A 22,188-nucleotide genomic window follows, 5' to 3' on the forward strand; every position below is an offset into this window, starting at 1 on the left:
GAGAATGGCGCGAATCATAGTCGTTACATCGGGCAAAGGTGGCGTTGGCAAGACCACAACCAGCGCGGCCCTGAGCACCGGCTTGGCCCAGCGTGGCCACAAGACAGTGGTCATCGATTTTGACATTGGCCTGCGAAACCTGGATCTCATCATGGGCTGCGAGCGGCGCGTGGTGTATGACTTCGTCAACGTGATCAACGGTGAGGCCAACCTCAACCAGGCCCTCATCAAGGACAAGCGCTCGGAAAACCTCTTCATCCTGCCCGCCTCCCAGACCCGGGACAAGGACGCCCTGACCCGTGAAGGGGTCGAGAAGATCCTGGATCAGCTGGCGGAGATGAAGTTTGACTACATCGTCTGCGACTCCCCCGCCGGCATCGAGTCTGGCGCCCTGATGGCGCTCTACTTCGCCGACGAGGCCATCGTCACCACCAACCCGGAAGTCTCTTCCGTGCGTGACTCCGACCGCATCCTCGGCATCCTGGCCTCCAAGTCCCGTCGCGCCGAGCGCGGGGAAGACCCCATCAAGGAGCACCTGTTGCTGACCCGCTACTGCCCGACCCGCGTCAGCCGTGGCGACATGCTGAGCGTGCAGGATGTGCAGGAGATCCTGGCCATCAAACTGCTCGGGGTGATCCCGGAGTCCCAGGCGGTGCTGCGCGCCTCCAACTCGGGGGAGCCGGTCATTCTGGACAAGGAGTCCGATGCCGGTCAGGCCTATGAGGACGCCGTCGCACGCCTGCTGGGCGATACCAAGGATTTTCGTTTTCTGGAAGAAGAGAAGAAGGGCTTCTTTAGCCGACTGTTCGGGAGTTAAACATGTCATTATTGGATTATTTTCGTTCCAACAAGAAACAGAACACCGCACAACTGGCCAAAGAGCGGTTGCAGATCATCGTTGCTCACGAGCGTTCATCCAGAGGGGGGCCGGATTACCTGCCCCAGCTCAAGCAGGATATCCTCGACGTGATCCGTAAATATGTGCAGATCGATCCGGACAAGATCACCGTCCAGCTCGATCAGAAGAGTGACGAGCTGTCGGTGCTGGAGCTCAACATCACCTTCGCCGACGACCAGAAGAAGGGATGAGCTGACGCCCCATGCGTGACCCTTTTCCCCAGTGAAGACCGGATCCTTTGTCAGGATCCGGTTTTTTATTGCCTGGCGCAGAGGCATCTCGCCAAGGCGTGCGGGGCCAGCTAGAATACTGCCCGCCCCCTCGGCCCTGCCGACGGGACTTATCCTCTCTCATCTGGAACACAGCTCTTATGTCTTTGAATGACGAAATGCACAGCGTCGAGGAACTGCTCGATACCGCCCTCGAACTCTTCATGGAGCTGGCCTCGGACAACCTGCCCGAGCAGGAGATAGCCCTGTTCAACCAGGCGTTCAACGACCGCGGTCTGCTGGCGGAGACCGACCCCGCCGATGACTGGGAAGCGGACGTGGGGTTTGCCGTGAGCGATGCCGAGTACGCCGAGATCTGGGTTGGCCTTGGCAATGCCGAGCAGGAGTATGAGCACCTGTTCGCCCGCATGTTGCTCTCCCGCCGTGTCGACGAGAAGTTCTGCCACATCGAATGGCTGCCCCAATAATTCCGGATCCCGACGATCCCGGTCACTATGAGTGGGACTCAGAGCCTGAGCCCGTGAGACCGACGCGCTGGCGCCGCCTGCTGGGCTGGCTCGGCAAACTGCTGCTGGCGGCGCTGGTCAGCTCCATCGTCTCGGTGGCGCTGCTGCGCTTCATCGATCCCCCCATGTGGACCTGGCGCCTCGAGCGGGCGCTGTTTCCACCCGCCAAGGTGGCCGAGGTCAAGCACGACTGGGTGCCGCTCGAGCGCATCTCGCGGGAGTTGCAGCTGGCGGTGATCGCCGCCGAGGATCAGCGCTTCGCCGATCACAACGGCTTCGACATGGACGCCATCAGCTCGGCCCTCAAGCACAACCAGCAGAGCCGGCGGGTGCGCGGCGCCAGCACCCTGAGCCAGCAGACGGCGAAGAACCTCTTCATGTGGAGCGATCGCAGCTTCCTGCGCAAGGGGATAGAGGCCTGGTTCACCCTGCTGATGGAGCTGGGCTGGGACAAGTCCCGCATCCTCGAGGTGTACCTGAACATAGTGGAGTTCGGGCCCGGCATCTATGGCGCAGAGGCCGCCGCCAGGCACTACTTCGGCAAACCGGCGGCGCGCCTGACCCGCTACGAGGCCTCCTTGCTGGCCGCCGCCCTGCCCAATCCCTGGCGCTACCGGGTCAAGCCCCCCTCGCCCTATGTGCAGCAGCGCTCGGCCTGGATCCGCCGTCAGATGGGACAACTCGGTCAGATCACCCTGAACCGGGTACACGAGGCCGATTAGGTTCGTCGACGGGATCGGAGGCCGGCCCCAGATGGCCGCCAACGACCTCCCGGTGCAGTGGCAGATAGTGCCACCACCAGGTCTCCCGTCGCCGCTTGATCTGCCGCCTGTGCTGTCGTCGCTTCATGCTGCCCACATGCCTCTTGATGCCGCCGGATGGCGGCGGCTCTGTTAACCTTATCCCCTGTTTCGGCCATTTGACAGCACGGGATTGCCGGCCTCACGCGCTGGCCGCCATCCCCAATAATTGGTAAAGTGGCGAACCTGGACGTATCTGGAGTGATTTCATGGAACAACGTAGCCCGGATCAGCTGGTCGAGTGGGCCTATGATCAGTTTCTGGAGCAGGCCGCCGACATGCTGGCCCCCGAACAAATCGTCGACATCACCCTCGAATTCGAGCAGCGTGGCGCCGTCGAGGCGACCCTGCCCAACGCCGACTGGTCGACCGAGCTCGGCGTGCCGGTCGACATGGAGCGTTGGGCCGAGGTGTGGGTCGGCTTGCTGGATCATCAGGAGGAGTTCGAGGTGATCTACGCCACCTTCCTGCTGCCGCGGGATCAGAGCGAACACGAGGTCCATGTTCGCTGGCACCGCCAGCAACAGGCATAAGAAAAGGCGCCCCTGGCGCCTTTTTCGTCTCTGCGTTTTATCCCTTCAGGGGCGAGCCGCGATAGCCTTGGCCAGACAGCGGCGGCACCAGCAGGCGCTCGCCTCGCTCATGGGCAGCGCGGGCAGCTGGCTGCACCAGCAACGCGCTATGGGCTCACCGGCGGAGACGGCGCAAAACGCCGGCTCGCCGCATCCTGGGCACTGGTGGGTGCGGCGCGTGCCATCCAGCTCGGCCATGCGGGCCAGCTGGGCCTCGCTGTCCATGGCGGACCACTGGCCTATCTCGGTCAGGGTGCGGCCGCAACCGAGACAGAGCCCGTCCTTGGCCCGGCAGTCGCCGATGCAGGGACTCGGCACCTTATTCGCCGTCCTGCGCCGTGCCGGTCTGTGCGGCGACCAGCGTGATGCAGTTGTCTTCGATGACGATCTTGCCCTGCTTGTAGAGCCCGCCGATGGCCTTCTTGAAGGTGCCCTTGCTCATGTTGAACATCTTGTAGATGAGCTCGGGTTCGCTCTTGTCCCCCACCGCCAGGCTGCCGCCCTGCTTCTGCAGGCGGGTGAGAATACGGCCGCCGGCATCATCCATCCGATCCTGCCCCGGTTTTTGCAGGGTCAGATCCAGCTTGCCATCCTCACGGACCTGCTTGACCCAGGCGGTCAGCGGTCGGCCCGTCATCAGGCGGCCGAACACCTCGTTCTTGAACAGCATGCCGGAGTACTGGCCATTGACCACGGCCTTGATGCCGAGGGGGGTATGTTCCCCCGGCAGCGCAGTCACCTCGTCACCGGCCTTGAAGGGGGGATCGACGCGCAGGAAGCGCTCCAGGCGGCTGGTGCCCACCATGCGTCCCTCGTTGTCCAGCATCAGGTGCACCAGGTAGACATGGCCCACCTGCATCGGCTTGTTCTGCTCGCGGCTTGGCACGAACAGATCCTTTTTCATGCCCCAGTCGAGGAAGGCACCGATCTTGTTGGCGTTGACCACCTTGAGGCCGACGATGTCACCCACCATGGCAAAGGGCTTGTCGGTGGTGATCACCGGCTCGCAATCCGCGTCCAGATAGAGAAAGACGGACACCTCGCCATCTTCGGCGACGCCTTCCGGCAGCTGACGCCTGGGCAGCAGCAGCTCGCCATATTCCCCCGCGGCCAGCCAGGCGCCTCTGTCTTCGAGCTCAACGACGGTGAGGGTGTTCATCTTGCCAATCTGTAACATGGTGATCTCTTCTTTCAATATCCGGATGGGCCTGCAGTTCATGGCCCGTAATAGTGCGCATCGCCCCTGTCGCCGGCTGAGGGAGGACAAGGGCTCAGGTTTTTCATGCAGGCGCGCATGTTACCCCAGAGCCGTGACAGGACCTAGTCCCTTGCCCGTTCCCGCGCAGGATTTTCACTTCCGGGCGTCTCCGTACTGGCGATAATAGCAGCACTCGGTCGCCTCTTGGCTGCAAATAACCCCACTTTTAGGTAGACTTCGCGGCCGTCCAATCCAGAGGAAGCGTCGATGAACCCAGCCACTCGTACCCGTCAACTCAATCAATGGATCCAGAGCCACAGCCAGCAGGACATGAGTTACCCGGCCCTGCACGGCTTCCTCTGCGCCCGCCTGACGGGGCCGACCGCTCCTGACTGGCAAGATCCGCTGGCCGGTCTGCTGCCCCATGACACAGCCCTGGACGAGAAGAGTACCGAGGCGCTGCATCACCTGATCGCCGAGCTGGAGGCCCAGGCCGACGACGCCCAGCTGGCCCTGCCGAGCCAGTGCCGCCTCTCTAGCGAGACCCCGGAGCAGGTCTTCGAGCAGAGCCACCCCCTCGGCCAATGGAGCTACGGCTTCAGTCAGGGGGTGGCCCGCTGGCCCACGCCGACGGATCTGAACGATCCCGCCACCCGCTACCGCTTCAGCCTGGTGGCCGAGCTCTGCCTGTTCCGTGACAGACCCATGGCCCAGATGCTGCACCAGGCCGCGGCCAGCGAGCTGCCCTTCCTCGATTTTTGCAAGCGGCAGCGCCAGCAGATGAAGACGGCCCTCAACCTCCTGCTGACCCTGGATCAGGGTGGGGCGGAGCATGAAGAAGAACCGCTTCTCGACAACGAACAGACCCGCCAGTGGCAGCAGTGGTTCGAGCAGGCGGCGCAGTGCCGCGATCCCCTCGCCCGCCTCTCCTGGTTTGACCGCATCATTGCCGATACCAGCGCCCTGTTCGACGAGGCCTTCTGGCAGCAACACGCAGGCCGCGGCTGGCACGCTCCCGAGGCCCGTCCGCTGATCGCGGCCCAGGCGGGCCGGGCCGATTGCCTGCTGCGACTGGGGCAACAGGAGCAGGCGCGCCACGCATACCTGGCCTTGCTCGAGCTTTGTCAGGCCGACGAGCCCGGCTGTCGTCATCCCCTCTCCAGCCTCTATGCCTGGCAAGGGGATTGGGCCGCCCTGCAGGGCCTGCTGGTGCGCTTCAATGAAGCCTCCTGCTGGCTGCGCTACAACAAGGCGCTGATGGTGTTTGCCACCCAAGGCGAGCAGGCAGCGCAGCCCCATCTGGCCGCCGCCCTTGACGCCAACCCCCATGTGCCCGCCACCCTGCTGGGTCAGCGCAGGCTGCCCAAGCAGGAGCCCCGCCACTGGCAGGGGGGAAGTCGCGATGAGGCCGCGCTCTATGCGCTCCAGAGTCGCGAGGCCTGGCTTGCTCATAATGCCTTGATCTGGCTGCGTAAAAGTGTAAACAACAAGGCCAGTTGAGACCCAGGCTGCCGGATCAGTGACGCAACACGTGCGCAAACGCACATTTTTCTGGTGCCCGTTCAGACAAATGCCCTTGTGTTACGTATCATCAAGGTCAAAGTATCAAGAGAAACTGCACCCGATGCAGCCGCCACAGCAGGATGTCATATGTCGAAGATCATAGAGCTGCTCGCGCACTATCCCCCCTATCAGCTGGTCCATGCCGCTGAAATGGTGCGCGATACCTTTGAACAGTTTTACCAGCAGCGGTACCAGCTGACGGTGCCTCAATGGCGCCTGATGATGGTGCTTGGCCCCCACTACCCCATCAGCCAGAAAGAGTTGGTGGAGGCAAGCGGGATGGACAAGGTGCGGATCTCCCGCGAGATCCACCGTCTGGTGGAGAAGGGCATCCTGTTCACCGAGAGCAGCGCACAGGACAAGCGCATCAGCCTGGTCTCCTTCACCCCGGCGGGGCTCACCCTGTTCCAGCAGCTCAAGACCGAAGCGGGCAGCTGGCAGCACACCCTCACCGACTATCTGCCCGCCGAGGCGCGCCAGAGCATACGGCTGCACCTGCAAAGCGTGAGCGACGCCATCGAACAACTCCACCTGCTGGACAGCGAGCAACAATCATGACACTCACCCGCTTTGCCACCATGGACGTCAACATGCTGCTGAGCCTGGTCAACATGCAGCTGCGTGATCATTACGCTGATCTGGACGATCTCTGCCGGGCGCAGGATCTCGACAAGGAGGCCCTGATCGCGCGGCTGGCCGGCGGCGATTTCCACTACCAGCCTGATCAAAAGCAGTTCAGATAGGGATCCGGATCACAAGCTGTCTCGTGGCGCTGGCCGTGGCGGCAAAAACTGCTAAGGTGAGAGGCAACCGCGCTGGACCATGAGCCTGAGGTATGGATACATCAGGCTGTCACAGAGGGCGGTTAGCCTTAATTTGCTCACCATCAGCCAAGGACGACACCATGATCCTGACCCGACAGACCAGCCTGATCATCATCAGCGCCCTCTTCACGATCTGCCTCTTCTCCCCCCATCTGCCCCAGAGTACCGAGCAGTGGCTCAGCAGCCTGCTGCTGGGATCCCTGGTGGTAGTCTGCCTGCTGGTCGGCAGCGGCTGTCGCCGCTTCATCTGGGATTGAAGAGTGGTGCCCGCCATCTGAAAACAACAACGCAGCCCGATGGCTGCGTTGTTGTTTCTGGCGCTGCCTGAGCAGGCAGGCGTCACGGCATCAGTATGCCAGGGTTTCCAGCTGCTCCTTGGCCTGCTCTATGCCCTTGGCCTGCGCCTCGGGACCCATGCCCATGCCCTCGGCGTAGATGAAGTCCACCTCGTTGATGCCGATGAAGCCCAGCACGGTGCGCATGTAGGGGGTCACCAGATCGGTGGGGTTACCCAGGTGCAGGCCGCCGCGGGGGCTGACCACCAGGGCGCGAGTGTTCTCCACCAGGCCGACCGGGCCGGTCTCGGTGTAGCGGAAGGTGACGCCGGCACGGGCCACCAGATCGATCCAGTTCTTCAGCTGGGTCGGGATGTTGAAGTTGTACATGGGGGCTGCGATGATCACCAGATCGCTCCCCTTGAGCTCGGCCACCAGCTCGTCGGACTGGGCCAGCACGGCCAGCTGACGCTCGTTGAGGTTTTCACCGCCGCGCAGGCCCATGGCCAGCTCGCCGTCGAGCACCGGCAGGTTCAGGGTTGCCAGATCACGCACAGTGACGCTGTCACCCTGGCGCTCGGCCAGGTAGCCGTCGATCAGGGCGTTGGATTGGGAATACTGGCCCAGGATGCTGGACTTGAGAACGAGGATATTGGCCATGGTGAAACTCCATTTGGTTGTCGGTTGAACAGCTGTGCTGTCGATGGAGGTCACTATAAAGATTGAGGTTCAAGGCGGATAGCGAAAATAGATGCTCAAGTTATTCAAATATTTTGATGCTTGCGCACTTAGTCGCCAGCGAGGTACTCACCAAGCACCCCGGCCTTGGCAGAACAAACGATTGCCGTTATGATCCGCCGCACTTTTTTTAAGTGACCCGGATCCCATGGCACCCTCCCGCAGGCACTCCCCCTTTGCCGGTGCAGTCTGGATGATGGTGGCAGGCCTCTGCTTTGCCGCCGTCAACAGCCTGAGCCAGTTCGTCAGCTTCAAGCTCGGCCTCCCCTCGACCCAGGTCGCCTTTCACCAGTACCTGGTAGCCCTGATCTGCCTGCTGCCCTGGCTTATCCGCCACGGCCTGCGCCAATCCCTGATGACCAACCAGCTGCGGCTGCACCTGCTGCGGGTCGCCCTGGCGGTCATCGGCATCCAGTTCTGGCTCTGGGCGCTGGCGGTGCCGGTGCCTATCTGGCAGGGCATAGCGCTGCTGATGACTTCTCCCCTATTCGCCACCCTCGGCTCCGCCTTGCTGCTCAAGGAGCAGGTGAGCCGGGCGCGCATCCTGGCCACCCTGGCGGGCTTTGTCGGGGCCATGCTGATCCTGGCCCCCTGGACCGATGACTTCAGTTGGGCCTCCCTGCTGCCGGTGGCGGCCGCCCTGTTCTGGGCCGGTTACTCCCTGCTGGTGCGCTATCAGGCGGCGAGCGAGTCGTCCCACACCATAGTGGTCTACCTGCTCATCTTCAGCACCCCCTTCAACGCCATGCTGGCCCTGCCGGAATGGCAGTGGCCAAGCGAGACCCAGTGGCTGCTGGTGGCGGCCTCCGGGGTGCTGTCGGCCCTGGCCCAGATGTCCATCGCCCGCGCCTACAGCGTGGCCGAGGCCTCCTTCGTGCAACCTTTCGATTTTGCCAAGCTGCCCATGAACGTGCTCGCGGGCTGGCTGGTGTTTGGCTGGGCGCCTCCCGGCCGATTGTGGCTCGGCGCCGCCATCATCATAGGCGCCATCACGCTGCTGACCCATCTGGAGCAGCGCGCCCACAAATCCGTTTCCTGAGGTACGCCATGCGTGCCTCTTTTTTTACTCACTCGGGTCAGCAACCCTGACCATGGACATCAGGAGAGATCAGATGTTTGGAACCGCCACCCGCCCCGCTGCCACCCGTGCCCTGCTGCTCGGCTCAGGCGAACTCGGCAAGGAAGTCGCCATCGAGCTGCAACGCCTTGGCATCGAAGTGATCGCCGCCGACCGCTACGCCAATGCCCCCGCCATGCAGGTCGCCCACAAAGCCCACGTGCTGGACATGCTCGACGGGGCCGCCCTGCGCGCCCTGGTGGCCGAGGTCAAGCCCGACCTCATCATCCCCGAGATCGAAGCCATCGCCACCGATACCCTGGCAGAGCTTGAGCAGGAAGGGGTCAGGGTCGTGCCCAACGCCCGCGCCACCCAGCTCACCATGAACCGGGAGGGGATCCGCCGCCTCGCCGCCGAAGAGCTGGGCCTCCCCACCTCCTCCTACCGCTTCGCCCAGAGCAAGGAGGAGTTTGTCGCCGCCGTCGAGGCCATCGGCCTGCCCTGCGTGGTGAAACCGGTGATGAGCTCCTCCGGCAAGGGCCAGAGCCTGTTGCGCGATCTTGCCAGGCTGGACGAGAGCTGGACCTATGCCCAGGAGGGGGGCCGCGCCGGCCGTGGCAAGGTGATCGTCGAAGGCTTCGTCCCCTTCGAGTACGAGATAACGCTGCTCACGGTGCGCGCCGTGGACGGCATCCACTTCTGCGATCCCATAGGCCATCGTCAGGAAGAGGGTGACTACCGCGAATCCTGGCAGCCCCAGGCCATGAGCGAGCTGGCCCTGGCCCGCGCCAGAGAGGTGGCGGCCAAGGTGGTCGAGGCCCTGGGTGGCCATGGCCTGTTCGGGGTCGAGCTCTTCATCAGGGGTGACGAGGTGTGGTTCAGCGAGGTCTCTCCCCGCCCCCATGACACCGGCATGGTGACCCTGATCTCCCAGGATCTCTCCGAGTTCGCCCTGCACGTGCGCGCCATCCTGGGGCTGCCGGTCGGCACCATCACCCAGTTCGGGCCGAGCGCCTCCGCCGTGGTGCTGCGGGAAGGCCACAGCCAGAACATCCGCTATCAGGGGATTGGCGAGGCGCTGGCCCTGGTGCCGGGCGCCCAGCTGCGGCTCTTTGGCAAGCCGGAGATCGCCGGTCGCCGCCGTCTCGGGGTGGCGCTGACCCGTGGGCAAGGGTGCGAAGAGGCGGTGGAGAAGGCCAAGGCAGTCGCCGCCCGGGTCGAGGTGCTCTTCTAGAGCGCTCTCTTTGTCACGTCAAAACAAACGTTTATCTGCGTGATCCGGCGCAAGGGGCAGGCGACTGCCCCTTTTCCATTGAAGCGCCGGGCTTATAATCCCCCTTTCACCTATGTCAGGAGTACAAGATGTTAACTGCCGTGATCTTCGATATGGATGGTGTTCTGATCGACTCGGAACCCTTCTGGCAACGGGCCCAGATGGCCGTCTTCTCCGAGCTGGGCCACTTCCACACCGAGGAAGACTGCAACTCCACCATAGGGGTGCGCATCGATCAGCTGGTGGCCCACTGGTATCGCCTGCGTCCCTGGAGCGGCCCAACCCAGGAAGAGGTGGTGCAGCGCATCCTGGATCAGGTGATAGCGCTCATCCTGCAGGAGGGTCAGCCCAAGGCCGGCGTGCTGGAAGCCCTCGACCTCATCGAGGCGCAAGGGCTCAAGATCGGGCTCGCCACCTCTTCCCCCTTCACCATGGTGGAGGCGGTGCTCGACAAGCTCGGCATCCAGGATCGCTTCATGGCGGTTCACTCTGCCGAGGTGGAGCGCTTTGGCAAGCCCCACCCGGATGTCTATATCCACGCCGCCGAGAAGCTAGGCGTCGAACCTGTGCACTGTCTGGCCATCGAGGACAGCTTCACCGGCCTGCTGGCGGCCAAGGCGGCGTCCATGCAGGCGCTGATAGTGCCGGACCCGGCCCTGGTCGGCGATCCCCGTCTCGCCATCGCCGATCATCAGCTGCGTTCACTCGCCGAGCTGGATGCCGACATGCTGGCCCGCTGGGTCAAGTAGTCTACCAAGGGGCGCTTATCGTTCCATGCGCCCGGCCCTGGTCGGTGACCCACGTCTCGCCATCGCCGATCACCAGCTATCCTCGCTCGCCGAGCTGGATGCAAACATGCTGGCCCGCTGGGTGGCTTGATTCCACAGGGCCAGGGGTCGCCGGGGCTCGGCGCATCCCCCGATCCCTGTCATAAACGTGCGCCCGCTCGCGGTTGCGCCGCCTCTTGCCGACTAGAATCAGGGAACAGAGGCGGCCCAAGGGCCCGAGGAGGTCACCATGATCGAGTACACCAGCAAGCGCATCGTCTGCCCCCACTGCGGCCACCACACCCGGGTCGAGCTGGATGCCAGCCAGGGGGATCAGGAGTTCTACGAGGACTGCATGGCCTGCTGCAACCCCATCCACCTGCGCCTGCACAGGGACGAAGCACGCGACTGTCTGCAGCTGTTTGTGGATGCGGACGACGAGCAGATGTTTTGATTGCCTTTCGCTGACCAGGCAAGCGAGGGGGACTGGAGCGACGCCATGCCGCCCCTCCCTGCTTGCCTCTTCCCAGTGCCTGAGTCCCTTAACTGCGCGCCCCATTCCCCCATAAAGAAAAGCCCCTCGGAGAACCTCAAATCATCCTGAAGTTCGCCAAGGGGCCTTGTCGCTTATGTGATGGTTGTCGGCTCATGGATGCGCCAGACACAGGAAGTGTAGGCCCGGTTTCATCCTTCGGCGAACCTCTGACGCTCAGGCTCCGTCAGCCACGGCAGGCCAAGGAGTTGGCTGCCACACTGGGGAAGGCGTTTATCCTCGCATGCCGTTGAGCCCGTCATCTCGACGGGCTTCTTTTTGGCTCAGCCGCAGGAAGATGCGGGGCAAGAGCCCATGACGGCATGGGCTCTTGCCCTAAGCCCCGCCTTGTATTCACGGGAGAAAACAGGGCCCACTGCTGTGGGCCCGGCTTGAGATGACGGGCCTGGATGGCTCAGGCCGGCTGGCGCGCCGCCAGCACCCGCTCCACGGTGTCGACGATGGCCTGGGTCTGGGGATCGATCTCGATGTTGGTGTGCCAGCCCGCCTTGACCCAGCCCAGATTGGTGCGGGCCAGGGTCTCGGGAATGAGGTTGACGCAAAACTCGCTGCCGCGCACCTCGCCTATGGTCAGGCTGATGCCGTCGATGCCGATGTAGCCCTTGGTCAGCACGTATTTCATGAGCCCGGGGGCGAGGCGGTACCACACCTGGCGATTGTTGGGGGTGTCGATGACAGAGATCACCTCGGCCGTGCCCATGATGTGGCCGGACATGGCGTGACCGCCGATCTCGTCGCCAAAGCGGGCGGCCCGCTCCACGTTGACCTTGTCCCCGACCGCAAGCGCACCGAGGTTGGTCAGGCGCAGGGTCTCCTGCATCAGATCGAAGCTGACCAGCTCCCCCTCGATGCGGGTGACCGTCAGGCAGCAACCGTTGTGGGCCACGGAGGCGCCGAGCGCCAGCCCCTCGCCCCAGGCCGGGCTCGGCATGCGGATCACATGGGTGCGAAAGTTGGGCAGCTCTTCGATGGCCACCAGTTCGGCGGTTCCCTGTACTATGCCGGTGAACATGTCTCGTCTCCACGCTGTAATAAATTGTCGGCAGGTTACCCCCGGCCACAGTGCAAGACAAGGGTGCCGGCTGACAAGGCGGGCCCCGATCGTTATAGTGACCCCATTCAATCCAGGCTTAACAAGGAAACAAAAATGCAGGTATATCAATGCTGTGAAGCCATTCGCATCGCCTACAACCAGATAGGCTCCGGCGAGCAGGGCTATGTGCCCCAGGCCATCGCCGCCAGCATACGGGCGCTCAACGCCGTGGCGAGCGACGACAGGGTGCCCGCGGATCTGCGCGAGCAGGCCGCCTACGCCGCCGCCAACCTGCTGATCAGCGATCACGAGGACGCCTGATCCAGGGTAGAAATGCACCGCCAACCTTCCCCGTTGGCGGATTTTCAGGCTAGAATGACACCCCCGCGTTTTGTCTCCTCCCGGCAGGAGATAAAAGCCCCTCTCATTTACCCGTTTTTTTCTCTTTTATCTGATCCACTCGGAGGTGTCAGTGCAACGTTATTGGACCGAGGCGAAGCAGCTCGTTCGTCTAGCCAGCCCCATACTGGTGGCCCAGGTGGCCCAGATCGCCATGAACTTCGTCGACACCGTGATGGCGGGTCAGGTCAGCGCCGTGGATCTCGCCGCCGTGTCGGTGGCCTCCAGCTTCTGGTTGCCGATCATCTTGCTGGTGCAGGGTATCATCATGGCGCTCACCCCCATCGTTTCCCAGCTCAATGGGGCCCGCAAACGGGACGAGATCCGCCCGGCCGTGCACCAGGGCTTCTGGCTGGCGCTGATGGTGACCCCCATCGCCATGCTGGCACTCTACTTCAGCCCGCTGGCGCTGCAGTTCATGGATGTGGATCCCGTGATGGCGGAGAAGACCGCCGGTTACCTGCACGCCATCCTGTGGGGCCTGCCCGCCTTCGTGCTGTTCCAGGTGCTGCGCAACTTCAGCGAGGGACTCTCCCACACCATGCCCACCATGGTGATCGGCTTCGTGGGGCTGGCGGTCAACATCCCCGCGAACTACATCTTCATCCACGGCCACTTCGGCATGCCAAAACTCGGCGGGGTCGGCTGCGGCGTGGCCACCGCCATCGTGCTGTGGGCCATGCTGCTGGCGATGATCGCCTACGTGAAACTCTCCCCCCACTTCAAGAAGATCAACCTGTTCGCCCAGCTGGCGCGCCCCAACGGCAGCCGGATCTGGCGGCTGTTCCGCCTGGGCTTCCCCATCGCCATGGCCATCTTCTGCGAGGTGACCCTGTTCACCGTGGTGGCCCTGATGCTGGCCCCCTTCGGCGCCGAGACGGTGGCGAGCCACCAGATAGCGCTCAACTTCTCCAGCCTGGTGTTTATGCTGCCCCTCTCCATTGGCGTCGGCGTGACCATCAGAGTCGGCCACAGCATAGGGGAAGGTCAGCCGGATCAGGCCCGGGTCGCCGCCCGCACCGGTCTGATGCTGGGCATGGCAGTGGCCGCCGCCACCGCCGCCCTCACCGTGCTGCTGCGCGAGCCCATCGCGGGGATCTACACCGATGATCTCCAGGTGATCACCCTCGCGGCTACCTTGTTGTTCTTCGCCGCCATCTACCAGATCTCCGACTCGGTGCAGGTGGTGGCCGCCGCCGCCCTGCGCGGCTACAAGGACACCCAGGCGATCTTCTACATCACCATAGTCGCCTACTGGGGCATGGGGCTGCCCACCGGCATGATCCTGGGACTGACCGACTGGGTGGTGCCGCGCATGGGGCCCCAGGGCTTCTGGGTCGGCTTCATCGTCGGGTTGACCGGCGCCGCCCTGATGCTGGGGGCACGGCTGCGTCTCATCTATGGCCGCTTCGCGAGCCCGGAGGCCTGCACCGCACTTTCCCGGGCCCAATAAAGGGCGCCACGACGCCGCTCAATGGCGCGGCTCGCCTGCAAAATCAACAGGCTGCGCAAGAACTGGGCAAACAGTCTCCTTTGTGCATGTCCCTTGTTGACAGCCTTTGGGGGCATGGGTAGTATGCCGACCACGCAAGCGACGTCGTGTTCGCTTGGGTGATGAAAAGCGGGTTTATAGCTCAGTTGGTTAGAGCACTACCTTGACATGGTAGGGGTCGTTGGTTCGAATCCAATTAAACCCACCACTTTTCGCGATGCGTCCTTAGCTCAGCTGGTTAGAGCACCACCTTGACATGGTGGGGGTCGGTGGTTCGAATCCACTAGGACGCACCATCACGACACTGTTATGCGTCCTTAGCTCAGCTGGTTAGAGCATCACCTTGACATGGTGGGGGTCGGTGGTTCGAATCCACTAGGACGCACCATAACAGTTTGAATAAATTGCAGATGTGAATTTGATGTGGGTTTATAGCTCAGTTGGTTAGAACAGTACTTTGACATGGCGTAGGTGATGTCGTTGGTTCGAATCCAGTTGAACACAGATGTGGGTTTATAGCTCAGTTGGTTAGAGCACTACCTTGACATGGTAGGGGTCGTTGGTTCGAATCCAATTAAACCCACCACTTCGCTGCAAATAAAAAAGCCGCATTGCGCACCCTGCGTCCTTAGCTCAGCTGGTTAGAGCATCACCTTGACATGGTGGGGGTCGGTGGTTCGAATCCACTAGGACGCACCAAATCGGAAAAGCCCGCTCATAGAGCGGGCTTTTTGCATTCTGACGTTGCCTCCCCTCCCGGTCATCCTGACCCGGATCAGCCCCGGCTGCGGGGGCTGGCTCGCTAGAAGAGATCCAGCTGCTGGCCGCAGATCCGATCGAACGACTCGCCGATGAAGGGGAGGATGGCGTCGGCAATGGGTCTGAGCTGCTTGTCGATATAGTGCTCGTAGTCGATGGCGCTGCGCCTGTACTCCAGCGGCTCTGGGCCGTTCAGGGTCATCAGATAAGCGATGGTGCCCCTGTGCTGATAGCGCAGGGGCAAGCCGCGGCGCAGGTTCTCCTCGTCCGCCAGGCGCGCCGCCCGCACATGGGGGGGCACGTTCTTCTGGTACTCCTCGAGTTTTTGGCGCAGCCGCTTGCGGTAGATGAGCAGATCGTCGTGCAAGCCGGCCCGGGTCTCGTCCACCATGGTGCGCAGATAGCCGCTGGGATCTTCATCGTGAAACACCAGCTCATATAGGCGGGTCTGAAACTGCTTGGCCAGCATGGTCCAGTCGGTGCGCACAGATTCGAGCCCCTTGAACACCAGCTGCTCACTCCCCTCCTGCCCCTCGCCGCCGACCAGGCCGGCATAACGCTTCTTGCTCCCCTTCTCCAGCCCGCGGATGGTGGGCATCAGGAAGCGGCGGTAGTGGGTCTCGTATTCGATCTCGAGATAACAGGGCAGATCGAACTCGCGCCTGATCAGTGCCGTCCAGTTGTCGTTGATCATGGTGGCCAGCTCGCGGCCTGTCTGTTCGGCCTGCTGCGGGCTGGTCTCCCTGTTCAGGTGAACGAAGGTGGAGTCGGTGTCGCCATAGATCACCTCGAACCCCTTGGCCTCTATCCACTCCCGGGTCTGCTGCATGATGCTGTGACCGCGCAGGGTGATGGATGACGCCAGCCTGGGATCGTAGAAGCGGCAGCCCCCCGAGCCCAGCACGCCGTAGAAGGAGTTCATGATGATCTTGATGGCCTGGGAGAGCGCCTTGTTGCTGGCCGCCTTGGCTCTATCCCGCGCCGCCCACAGGGTGGCGATGAGATCCGGCAGGAAGTGCCGGCTGCGGGAGAAGAGGGCGCCGCGAAAGCCGGGAATGGCCTGATCCGGGTGCTGCAACCCCTCCACCAGTCCCATGGGATCGATGCAGAAGGTGCGGATGATGCTGGGATACAGGCTCTTGAAGTCGAGCACCAGCACGTGGCGATAGAGGCCGGGCTTGGAGTCCATCACATAGCCACCCGGGCTCGCCAGCCCGCCATCGGCAGGCAGATTGGGGGCCACGTAGCCGCCGCGATGCAGCCGCGGCAGGTAGAGGTTGGTAAAGGCGGCCACAGATCCCCCCACCCTGTCGAGTTCCAGCCCGGTGAGGGAGGCACGCTCTATGGCGAAGGGGATGAGGTGGCAGTAGTCGAAGATCTCCCACACCAGCTTGCAATCTTCCAGGTTGTAGCGGGCGAGCGCCTCCTTGTCGGAGTGGAACAGCTCGGTGATCTTCTCCCCCCGGTTCGCCACGTCCTCGATGTCCTTGCCGCGCCCGAGCAACTCGCTCGCCACCGCATCCAGGCTGTAACTGGCAAACTGCCAGGTGGCGCTCTTGAGGGTATCTATGCCATCGAGCACCATGCGCCCGGGGATGATGACGTTGCCGGTCTGGGGATCCCCCCGCGACGAGCGCCAGAAGCAGAGCTCGCGCCCGCGCCCCAGCCGCAGGCGGCGCTTGCCCAGCTCGGCGCGGCGCAGCAGCAGGCGAAAGTCGAAGTTCACCACGTTCCAGCCGATCACCAGATCCGGGTCGTGCCGTTGGAACCAGATCTCCAGCGCGCCGAGCAGGGCGTTCTCGTCCGCTACCCACTCGACCCGGGTACCCCAGCTGTCGGCATCCGCCTCCGGGGTGCCTATCATGATGACCCGCGCATCCTGCTCGCTGTAAAGACCGACCGAGAACAGCGCCCCGTCCATGGCGCACTCCACGTCGAGGGATACCCAGGAGAGGGTCGGCGTCACCGATTGCGGCGCGCAGCGCACCTCGTTCACCTCCCAGTAGCCCTGCCTGCCCCCCTTCTTCACCGCCCGACCATCGAAGCGCACGCCGGCGGTGATGAAGCGCTCCATCAGGAAGCGCTCCGGCAGCCGGATATCCGCCTCGAAGTGCTCCAGTCCACGGATGAGCAGCAGCTCGATGGCCCGGTGAAAGGCGCTCAGGGTGGCAAAATAGCAGCCCACCACAGGGCGGCCATCGAAGGTGTGCATGGGCAGGCGGCGAAACCGCCCCCTCACCCCGGCGCCCTTGAACAACTCGGCGGCTTCGGCCATGTGGCTCTGTGGCAGGAAGAAGACCGGCTCCTGCCCCGGCACCACCAGCCGCACCGGCCCCTGGGCGCTCCAGAGCCACATCACGATTTCGGTCGTGGCGGCGTGCCCGTTGCGGCCCTGCACGTCCCGACCGTGGCGGGTCAGGATAAAGCCGTCGAGGGGCGAAGTGGCGGGAACGGGGGGCTGGGTCGCAGTCATGAAGAATAGGGGGTCGGCCTTGGGATGGGACTATTGTACGTTCATACAGTGCCTGCTCGCAATCGTCACGCCAGGCTGCGGGGCGGGAGTCAAACTGGTAAGCTCGATCCCGTCGTCATTCCCATCAACCCTTTTATTACCGCGCTTCTTTATTACCGCGCTTCGCCGACGAAAAACGAAAGGAGTCACTGTGGCAATCTATTCCCTGCTGGATCGGCTCGCCATCCCCTACCAGCGTATCGATCATCCCCCCGTGTTTACCTGTGAGGAGGCGAGCAGGCTGCTGCCCGACCTGCCCGCCGCCAAGACCAAGAACCTCTTTTTGCGCGATCCGAAAAGCGAGCGGCTGTTTCTGGTGGTGAGCCCGGAGGAGAGCCGGGTCGATCTCAAGGCGCTGGCGGCACGGCTCGGGGTCAAGCGGCTGAGCTTTGGCTCCCCCGAGCGGCTCGATGCAGTGCTCGGCCTCACCCCGGGTTCGGTCACCCTGCTCGCCATGGTGCGCGATAGCGAACATGCCGTGGAGCTGGTGGTGGACGAACGTATCTGGCAGGCCGAGCAGGTGCTGTGCCACCCGCTGGTCAATACCGCCACCCTGATCATCCGCCTCGATGACGTGCGCCGTCTGCTGACCCATCTGGGCCGAGAGGCCTGCGTCATGGCATTGCCGAGCGTGGCGGCCGATTAGATGGCCGGCACCGCCCTCAGGATGCAGCCCCCACCAGAGCCGACCCGTTTCGAATGCCACCTGGCGCCGTCATCTGATCGAGTGTGCCGAGGCGGGATAGTCGCTCTATCCGGCCCCTGGGTGCTCCAGAGTCACATCGCGATGTCGGTCGTGACGGCGTGCCCGTTGCGGCCCGGCGCCTGATGGGGTCGAGTCTGCCATCCGGGGCCGGATTGGTACATAGTCAGGTTATCATCCGTCCATTGCGTCCTTTCATGGCACCGGGAGCATCATGCGCATAGCCCTCCTCATTCCCCTGCTGGCCCTGGGCCTTGCAGGCTGCAGCAACACCTCCTCGTCAGGCGGCGATGCGGGGGCCGGCACTGGTGGCGTCTATGGCGCCTCTTACTGGTGGTATGACGACTATTACGGCTATTGGGATGACTACTACCCCTGGTGCTGCGACAACCAGGGGGAGTTCGACGAGCTGATCAAGAAGTGGTGGAGCGGGCTCGATCCTGAGCGCCAGCAAGAGATCAAGGAGAAGTATCAGGATTGGCAGGAGAACCCTGGCCAGCCAGACGTGGCCGCCCTGCGAGGGGATCTGGCGACCCGCTGGAATGCCATGACGCCGGAGCAACAACAGGCGCTGCGTGACAACCGGCAGAACCGACCCAGCATCAGCAACCCGGACCAGGGCCCGCGCTCGGTGCTGGATGACAGAGGCGGCACTCTCCCCAGGGCCGAGAACGGCTTGCTGGCCCCCGGGGCGCTGCCCAAGGCAGACAGCGGCCTGCTGACCCCCTCTACTCAGCCCAGGGTGGATGCCAGACCCCACCTCCCCCGCACCATGACCACGCCGGTGCGTCCCCCCACCGTCAGACCGGCGATAAGACCCGGCTTCCCCCCCATGAGAAGCTTCCCGGCGATCCGCCGCCGTTAGGGCGAAAGCCCGTACGCCATCAACCCATTGCAAGGAGCACGACATGACGCAACAGTGGCAACGCATTTCCTCCCGCCTCACCGACGTGGGCGGGATCCCGGTGGCCCGCGCCCTCCCGGTCAAGGAGCGGCGCACCATAGGGCCCTGGTGCTTTCTCGATCACATAGGGCCGACCCGCTTCGCCCCCGGCGCCCCCGGGCTGGACGTGGGGCCCCATCCCCATATCGCCCTGCAGACCTTCACCTGGATGCTGGAAGGGGAAATCCTCCACCGGGACAGCCTCGGCAGCGAGCAGGTGATCCGCCCGGGCCAGGTCAACCTGATGACGGCTGGACGGGGCATAGCCCACACCGAGGAGTCCCTGGCCGGCCACCCCGACTTGCACGCCGCCCAGCTCTGGATAGCGCTGCCAGAGGCAGATCAGGACACCCGGCCCCGCTTTGATCACTACCCTGAACTGCCGCGCTGGCAGGAGGGCGAGACCACCCTGACCCTGCTCATCGGCGAGCATGCCGGGCGCCGGGCCCCCACCCTGCACTTTTCTCCTATCCTCGGGCTGGACTTGCACTCGACCCAAGGCGGGCACATGGTGCTGCCGCTGGACCCGGCCTTCGAGCACGGGCTCTTCCCCTTGCAGGGAGAGGCGACCATAGCAGGGGAAGCGCTCGCCCCCGAGCAGCTCCTCTATCTGCCGCCGGGCACCCGGGAGCTGAGGGTGACACTAAGCCCTGGCACCCGCCTGCTGCTCATCGGCGGCGAGCCCCTGGCCGAGCCGCTGCAGATCTGGTGGAACTTCGTGAGCTTCAGCCCAGAGGCCATTCTCACCGCCGCCCTGGATTGGGAGAGCGGTCATCCCCGCTTCGGCGAGGTCAAGGGCTACCCCGGCCCCCGCCTCAAGGCCCCGCCCCTGACGGGACGCTAGACCAGCCCGCCACCCCAATGAAAAAGAGCGCCTGGGCGCTCTTTTTCATGGACGGGATCCGGGCTCTCGTCAGAACTCCTCTTCCTGCTCGGCCTTCAGCCTGGCGCGACGGGCCATGGCCTCTTCCTGGGCACTCTCGATCTCGTGCAGCACCCCGTCCAGATCGATGGCCTCGGCACTCTCCTCGAACAGGCCGGTCAGCTCGGTTTCCGGGCCGAGCTTGCCATCTTCGAACAGGGCCCACATCTCCCTGGCATAACGGGTCTTGAGCAGCTCGGGGGCATAGATGCCGTAGTAGTTGCGCATGTTGTTGACGTCCCGCTCCAGCATGGCCCTGGCCTGGTTGTTGGCGGCGGCATTCACCACCTGGGGCAGGTCGATGATGACGGGGCCCTGCTCGTCCACCAGCACGTTGAACTCGGAGAGATCACCGTGGATGAGGCCGGCGCAGAGCATGCGCACCACGTAGCGGATCACCTTGCCGTGATCGATGAGGGCCTGCTCGGGCGAGAGCGCCACGTCGTTGAGGCGGGGCGCCACGTTGCCGTCGGCGTCGGTGATGAGCTCCATCAGGAGCACGCCGTCCAGGCAGACATAGGGGGTGGGCACCCGCACGCCGGCGGCAGCCAGCTTGAACAGGGCATCCACCTCGGTGTTCTGCCACACCTCTTCGTGCTGCTTGCGACCGTACTTGGAGCCCTTCTCCATGGCGCGGGCATCGCGACTGCCCCGCACCTTGCGCCCTTCCTGATAGACCACGGCCTGCTTGAAGCTGCGTTTGGAGGCTTCTTTATAAACTTTGGCGCAGCGGATCTCGTCGCCGCAGCGCACCACATAGACGTCGGCTTCTTTGCCGCTCATCAGCCGGCTGATGACATCGTCGACCAGGCCGTCATCAACCAGAGGTTGGATTCGATTTGGAATTTTCATGACCGCCCTTTTACCTTATTTGCACCTTGTTTGCACCTTGTTTGCGCGTGGCGAGAGGCCAGACAGGGCCCCGCTTTGCTCCCCCACCGGCCCCTTGCCGGGGGTGGCCTGGTGTGCCCCGCGCCAGCCGCCTCTCCCTGGCCCTCAAAACGGCCCGCAAGCAGGTCCTGTCTATCAAGGCTCGGGGGGCAGCCCCTGGCGGATGCGCCGGATCCCCTCCTCGTAGAGGCCATCCTCCCCTTCGTTATCCGCCTGGGTCTCGAAAATCTTGAGAAACCACATGTACTGCTCGGGGAAGCGGCCGAGCTGCTGCTCCACGGTGCGGTTCATGGCGTTGACGTCCGCCTCCAGATCCGCGGTGGGATAAGGGTCGAACGGCGGCTCCACCTCGAGCCGGTAGCAGCCCAGATCCTCGTCATAGCAGGCCAGGATGGGCACCGCCCGGGCGCCGGTCAGCTTGACCAGCTTGGGCAGGGCCGGCAGGGTCGCCTTGGGGTGGCCGAAGAAGGGCACGAAGATGCTCGCCTCCCGGCCGTGATCCTGATCCGGCAGATAGAAGAAGCTGTCGCCGCTGCGCAGGGCCTTGATGGCCGGTTTGATGCCGACGCTGCGCTCATAGACACGCCCGCCCTTGCTGCGCTCGCGGTTGATGTACCAGTCGAACACCGCATCCTTGGGGCTCTTCATCATGGTGCACAGGGGCACCCCCTCATCGGTCAGGTAGCGGCCTATCATGTCCACCGCCCAGGTGTGGGGCACCACGAAGATCATGGGGCGCCCGGCGGCCAGCTCGGCTTCGATATGCTCCCAGCCACGCACCTTGATGCGCCCTTTCAGGAAGGCAGGACTGCGCCAGGTGAGCTCGCCAAAGCCCATGAAGGTCTTGAGGCCGACCCGGATGGACTTGAGCAACAGCCGCTCGCGCCCGGCCGCGTCAAGGGCGGGGAAGCAGATCTTGAGGTTGGTCTCGGCGATGTAGGCCTGCTTCCTGGAGAAGCGCAGCAACAGGGGGGCCAGGGCATCGGCCAGCTTGTCTCTGTAGCTGGCCGGGATCCAGGCCAGCAGGGAGAGCAGGGCAAGCGCCAGCCAGCTGCCCCACAGACGGGGGTGCAGCAGACGCAGATGAAAGGAGGTGTCAAACACCGGATCTTGTGCGGACATGGTCGCCATCGAATCATCAAAACAGACCGTCATTTTAGTGATCCTGACAATTTTTTCTACCCGGTATCCCCCAAGCGGGGTTTCCAAGTCACTGATCCGACTAGTTAGAAATAAAAAGTGGCCCACATGGGACCACTTATGAATGCGCATCAAGCTGC

At 63.5% G+C, this 22,188-nt stretch carries 25 protein-coding genes, 5 tRNA genes and 1 pseudogene; 24 read left to right on the forward strand and 7 right to left on the reverse strand.

The features are described from left to right. Positions 1-4: 4 nt before the first annotated feature. The 5 genes from minD (at position 5) to AC1IN8_RS01250 (ending at position 2,967) form a co-directional block, all read left to right on the forward strand. On the forward strand, positions 5-817 hold the full coding sequence (gene minD / locus AC1IN8_RS01230) for a septum site-determining protein MinD (protein WP_005331693.1): 813 nt from the start codon (positions 5-7) through the stop codon (positions 815-817). Positions 818-819: 2 nt separating this feature from the next. After that, positions 820-1,089 carry a cell division topological specificity factor MinE gene (gene minE, locus AC1IN8_RS01235; RefSeq protein WP_010674646.1) on the forward strand — a complete coding sequence of 90 codons (270 nt, stop codon included), beginning with the start codon at positions 820-822 and terminating at the stop codon, positions 1,087-1,089. A gap of 179 nt (positions 1,090-1,268) precedes the next feature. Further along, positions 1,269-1,595 (forward strand): HI1450 family dsDNA-mimic protein, encoded by a 327-nt coding sequence (locus AC1IN8_RS01240; RefSeq protein WP_041205707.1) that lies wholly within the window; start codon positions 1,269-1,271, stop codon positions 1,593-1,595. A gap of 53 nt (positions 1,596-1,648) precedes the next feature. Beyond that, a complete protein-coding gene (gene mtgA, locus AC1IN8_RS01245; RefSeq protein ID WP_265436934.1) occupies positions 1,649-2,356 on the forward strand; it encodes a monofunctional biosynthetic peptidoglycan transglycosylase in 708 nt (235 codons plus the stop codon). A gap of 287 nt (positions 2,357-2,643) precedes the next feature. Further along, positions 2,644-2,967, forward strand: a complete 324-nt coding sequence (locus AC1IN8_RS01250; protein ID WP_005331685.1) for an HI1450 family dsDNA-mimic protein — start codon at positions 2,644-2,646, stop codon at positions 2,965-2,967. Positions 2,968-3,012: 45 nt separating this feature from the next. On the opposite strand, the gene AC1IN8_RS01255 is transcribed toward AC1IN8_RS01250, so the two are convergent. Beyond that, complete coding sequence (locus AC1IN8_RS01255; protein ID WP_139438362.1) at positions 3,013-3,324, reverse strand: DUF1289 domain-containing protein; 312 nt, start codon at positions 3,322-3,324, stop codon at positions 3,013-3,015. Position 3,325: 1 nt separating this feature from the next. Further along, positions 3,326-4,201 (reverse strand): CvfB family protein, encoded by an 876-nt coding sequence (locus tag AC1IN8_RS01260; protein WP_202045516.1) that lies wholly within the window; start codon positions 4,199-4,201, stop codon positions 3,326-3,328. Between the two features lie 270 nt (positions 4,202-4,471). Between AC1IN8_RS01260 and AC1IN8_RS01265 the strand changes: the two genes are divergently transcribed. From AC1IN8_RS01265 to AC1IN8_RS01280, 4 genes are all read left to right on the forward strand, one after another. Continuing rightward, positions 4,472-5,704, forward strand: coding sequence for a UPF0149 family protein (locus tag AC1IN8_RS01265; protein WP_479757760.1), 1,233 nt, complete (start codon positions 4,472-4,474; stop codon positions 5,702-5,704). Between the two features lie 150 nt (positions 5,705-5,854). Further along, entirely contained in the window at positions 5,855-6,325 is a 471-nt protein-coding gene (locus AC1IN8_RS01270) for a MarR family winged helix-turn-helix transcriptional regulator (protein WP_005331665.1), read from the forward strand. Then, entirely contained in the window at positions 6,322-6,510 is a 189-nt protein-coding gene (locus AC1IN8_RS01275) for a DUF4250 domain-containing protein (RefSeq protein WP_139438371.1), read from the forward strand. Before AC1IN8_RS01270 ends, AC1IN8_RS01275 begins: the two co-directional genes overlap by 4 nt. Before the next feature lie 161 nt (positions 6,511-6,671). Next, a complete protein-coding gene (locus tag AC1IN8_RS01280) occupies positions 6,672-6,848 on the forward strand; it encodes a hypothetical protein (protein ID WP_479757761.1) in 177 nt (58 codons plus the stop codon). Between the two features lie 90 nt (positions 6,849-6,938). Here AC1IN8_RS01280 and AC1IN8_RS01285 read toward each other — a convergent pair whose 3' ends face one another. Then, positions 6,939-7,526 (reverse strand): FMN-dependent NADH-azoreductase, encoded by a 588-nt coding sequence (locus AC1IN8_RS01285; RefSeq protein WP_202045513.1) that lies wholly within the window; start codon positions 7,524-7,526, stop codon positions 6,939-6,941. Positions 7,527-7,752: 226 nt separating this feature from the next. On the opposite strand from AC1IN8_RS01285, the gene AC1IN8_RS01290 reads away from it, so the two are divergent. From AC1IN8_RS01290 to AC1IN8_RS01310, 5 genes and pseudogenes are all read left to right on the forward strand, one after another. Continuing rightward, the gene (locus AC1IN8_RS01290; protein ID WP_139438374.1) at positions 7,753-8,643 is read left to right on the forward strand and encodes a DMT family transporter; all 891 of its coding nucleotides are present in this window, start codon (positions 7,753-7,755) and stop codon (positions 8,641-8,643) included. Positions 8,644-8,716: 73 nt separating this feature from the next. Next, on the forward strand, positions 8,717-9,895 hold the full coding sequence (gene purT, locus AC1IN8_RS01295; protein WP_479757762.1) for a formate-dependent phosphoribosylglycinamide formyltransferase: 1,179 nt from the start codon (positions 8,717-8,719) through the stop codon (positions 9,893-9,895). A gap of 128 nt (positions 9,896-10,023) precedes the next feature. Continuing rightward, complete coding sequence (gene hxpB, locus AC1IN8_RS01300; protein WP_479757763.1) at positions 10,024-10,683, forward strand: hexitol phosphatase HxpB; 660 nt, start codon at positions 10,024-10,026, stop codon at positions 10,681-10,683. 31 nt (positions 10,684-10,714) lie between these two features. Continuing rightward, a pseudogene (locus tag AC1IN8_RS01305) lies at positions 10,715-10,813 on the forward strand (hexitol phosphatase HxpB); the annotation flags it as partial. Between the two features lie 138 nt (positions 10,814-10,951). After that, a complete protein-coding gene (locus AC1IN8_RS01310) occupies positions 10,952-11,155 on the forward strand; it encodes a CPXCG motif-containing cysteine-rich protein (protein WP_005301298.1) in 204 nt (67 codons plus the stop codon). A gap of 493 nt (positions 11,156-11,648) precedes the next feature. Here the strand turns inward: AC1IN8_RS01310 and AC1IN8_RS01315 are convergent, their stop codons facing one another. Then, positions 11,649-12,266: a riboflavin synthase subunit alpha gene (locus AC1IN8_RS01315; RefSeq protein WP_429159566.1), complete on the reverse strand. Its 618-nt coding sequence runs from the start codon at positions 12,264-12,266 to the stop codon at positions 11,649-11,651. A gap of 135 nt (positions 12,267-12,401) precedes the next feature. Between AC1IN8_RS01315 and AC1IN8_RS01320 the strand changes: the two genes are divergently transcribed. The 7 genes from AC1IN8_RS01320 (at position 12,402) to AC1IN8_RS01350 (ending at position 14,877) form a co-directional block, all read left to right on the forward strand. Then, entirely contained in the window at positions 12,402-12,608 is a 207-nt protein-coding gene (locus AC1IN8_RS01320; protein WP_005324956.1) for a YaeP family protein, read from the forward strand. Between the two features lie 151 nt (positions 12,609-12,759). Then, positions 12,760-14,139, forward strand: a complete 1,380-nt coding sequence (locus tag AC1IN8_RS01325) for an MATE family efflux transporter (protein ID WP_319913428.1) — start codon at positions 12,760-12,762, stop codon at positions 14,137-14,139. A gap of 170 nt (positions 14,140-14,309) precedes the next feature. Further along, positions 14,310-14,386, forward strand: a tRNA-Val gene (locus AC1IN8_RS01330). A gap of 11 nt (positions 14,387-14,397) precedes the next feature. Further along, positions 14,398-14,474: transfer RNA gene (locus tag AC1IN8_RS01335), tRNA-Val, on the forward strand. Between the two features lie 15 nt (positions 14,475-14,489). Next, a tRNA-Val gene (locus tag AC1IN8_RS01340) sits at positions 14,490-14,566 on the forward strand. Between the two features lie 121 nt (positions 14,567-14,687). After that, positions 14,688-14,764: transfer RNA gene (locus AC1IN8_RS01345), tRNA-Val, on the forward strand. Between the two features lie 36 nt (positions 14,765-14,800). Next, a tRNA-Val gene (locus AC1IN8_RS01350) sits at positions 14,801-14,877 on the forward strand. A gap of 103 nt (positions 14,878-14,980) precedes the next feature. Here the strand turns inward: AC1IN8_RS01350 and AC1IN8_RS01355 are convergent. After that, complete coding sequence (locus AC1IN8_RS01355; protein ID WP_479757764.1) at positions 14,981-17,410, reverse strand: DNA polymerase II; 2,430 nt, start codon at positions 17,408-17,410, stop codon at positions 14,981-14,983. A 190-nt stretch (positions 17,411-17,600) separates the two neighbouring features. Here AC1IN8_RS01355 and AC1IN8_RS01360 point away from each other — a divergent pair, with 190 nt between their 5' ends. From AC1IN8_RS01360 to AC1IN8_RS01370, 3 genes are all read left to right on the forward strand, one after another. Beyond that, positions 17,601-18,095, forward strand: a complete 495-nt coding sequence (locus tag AC1IN8_RS01360) for a prolyl-tRNA synthetase associated domain-containing protein (protein ID WP_479757765.1) — start codon at positions 17,601-17,603, stop codon at positions 18,093-18,095. A gap of 271 nt (positions 18,096-18,366) precedes the next feature. Then, on the forward strand, positions 18,367-19,017 hold the full coding sequence (locus tag AC1IN8_RS01365; RefSeq protein ID WP_479757766.1) for a hypothetical protein: 651 nt from the start codon (positions 18,367-18,369) through the stop codon (positions 19,015-19,017). A gap of 43 nt (positions 19,018-19,060) precedes the next feature. Then, entirely contained in the window at positions 19,061-19,939 is an 879-nt protein-coding gene (locus AC1IN8_RS01370) for a pirin family protein (RefSeq protein WP_479757767.1), read from the forward strand. 69 nt (positions 19,940-20,008) lie between these two features. On the opposite strand, the gene AC1IN8_RS01375 is transcribed toward AC1IN8_RS01370, so the two are convergent. Both AC1IN8_RS01375 and AC1IN8_RS01380 read right to left on the reverse strand, forming a co-directional pair. Beyond that, entirely contained in the window at positions 20,009-20,869 is an 861-nt protein-coding gene (locus tag AC1IN8_RS01375; RefSeq protein ID WP_202045499.1) for a PA4780 family RIO1-like protein kinase, read from the reverse strand. A 174-nt stretch (positions 20,870-21,043) separates the two neighbouring features. Next, positions 21,044-22,039, reverse strand: a complete 996-nt coding sequence (locus AC1IN8_RS01380) for an LpxL/LpxP family acyltransferase (protein WP_247626354.1) — start codon at positions 22,037-22,039, stop codon at positions 21,044-21,046. Between the last annotated feature and the right edge of the window lie 149 nt (positions 22,040-22,188).

The sequence above is a fragment of the Aeromonas sp. 130281 genome (genome assembly GCF_056642115.1).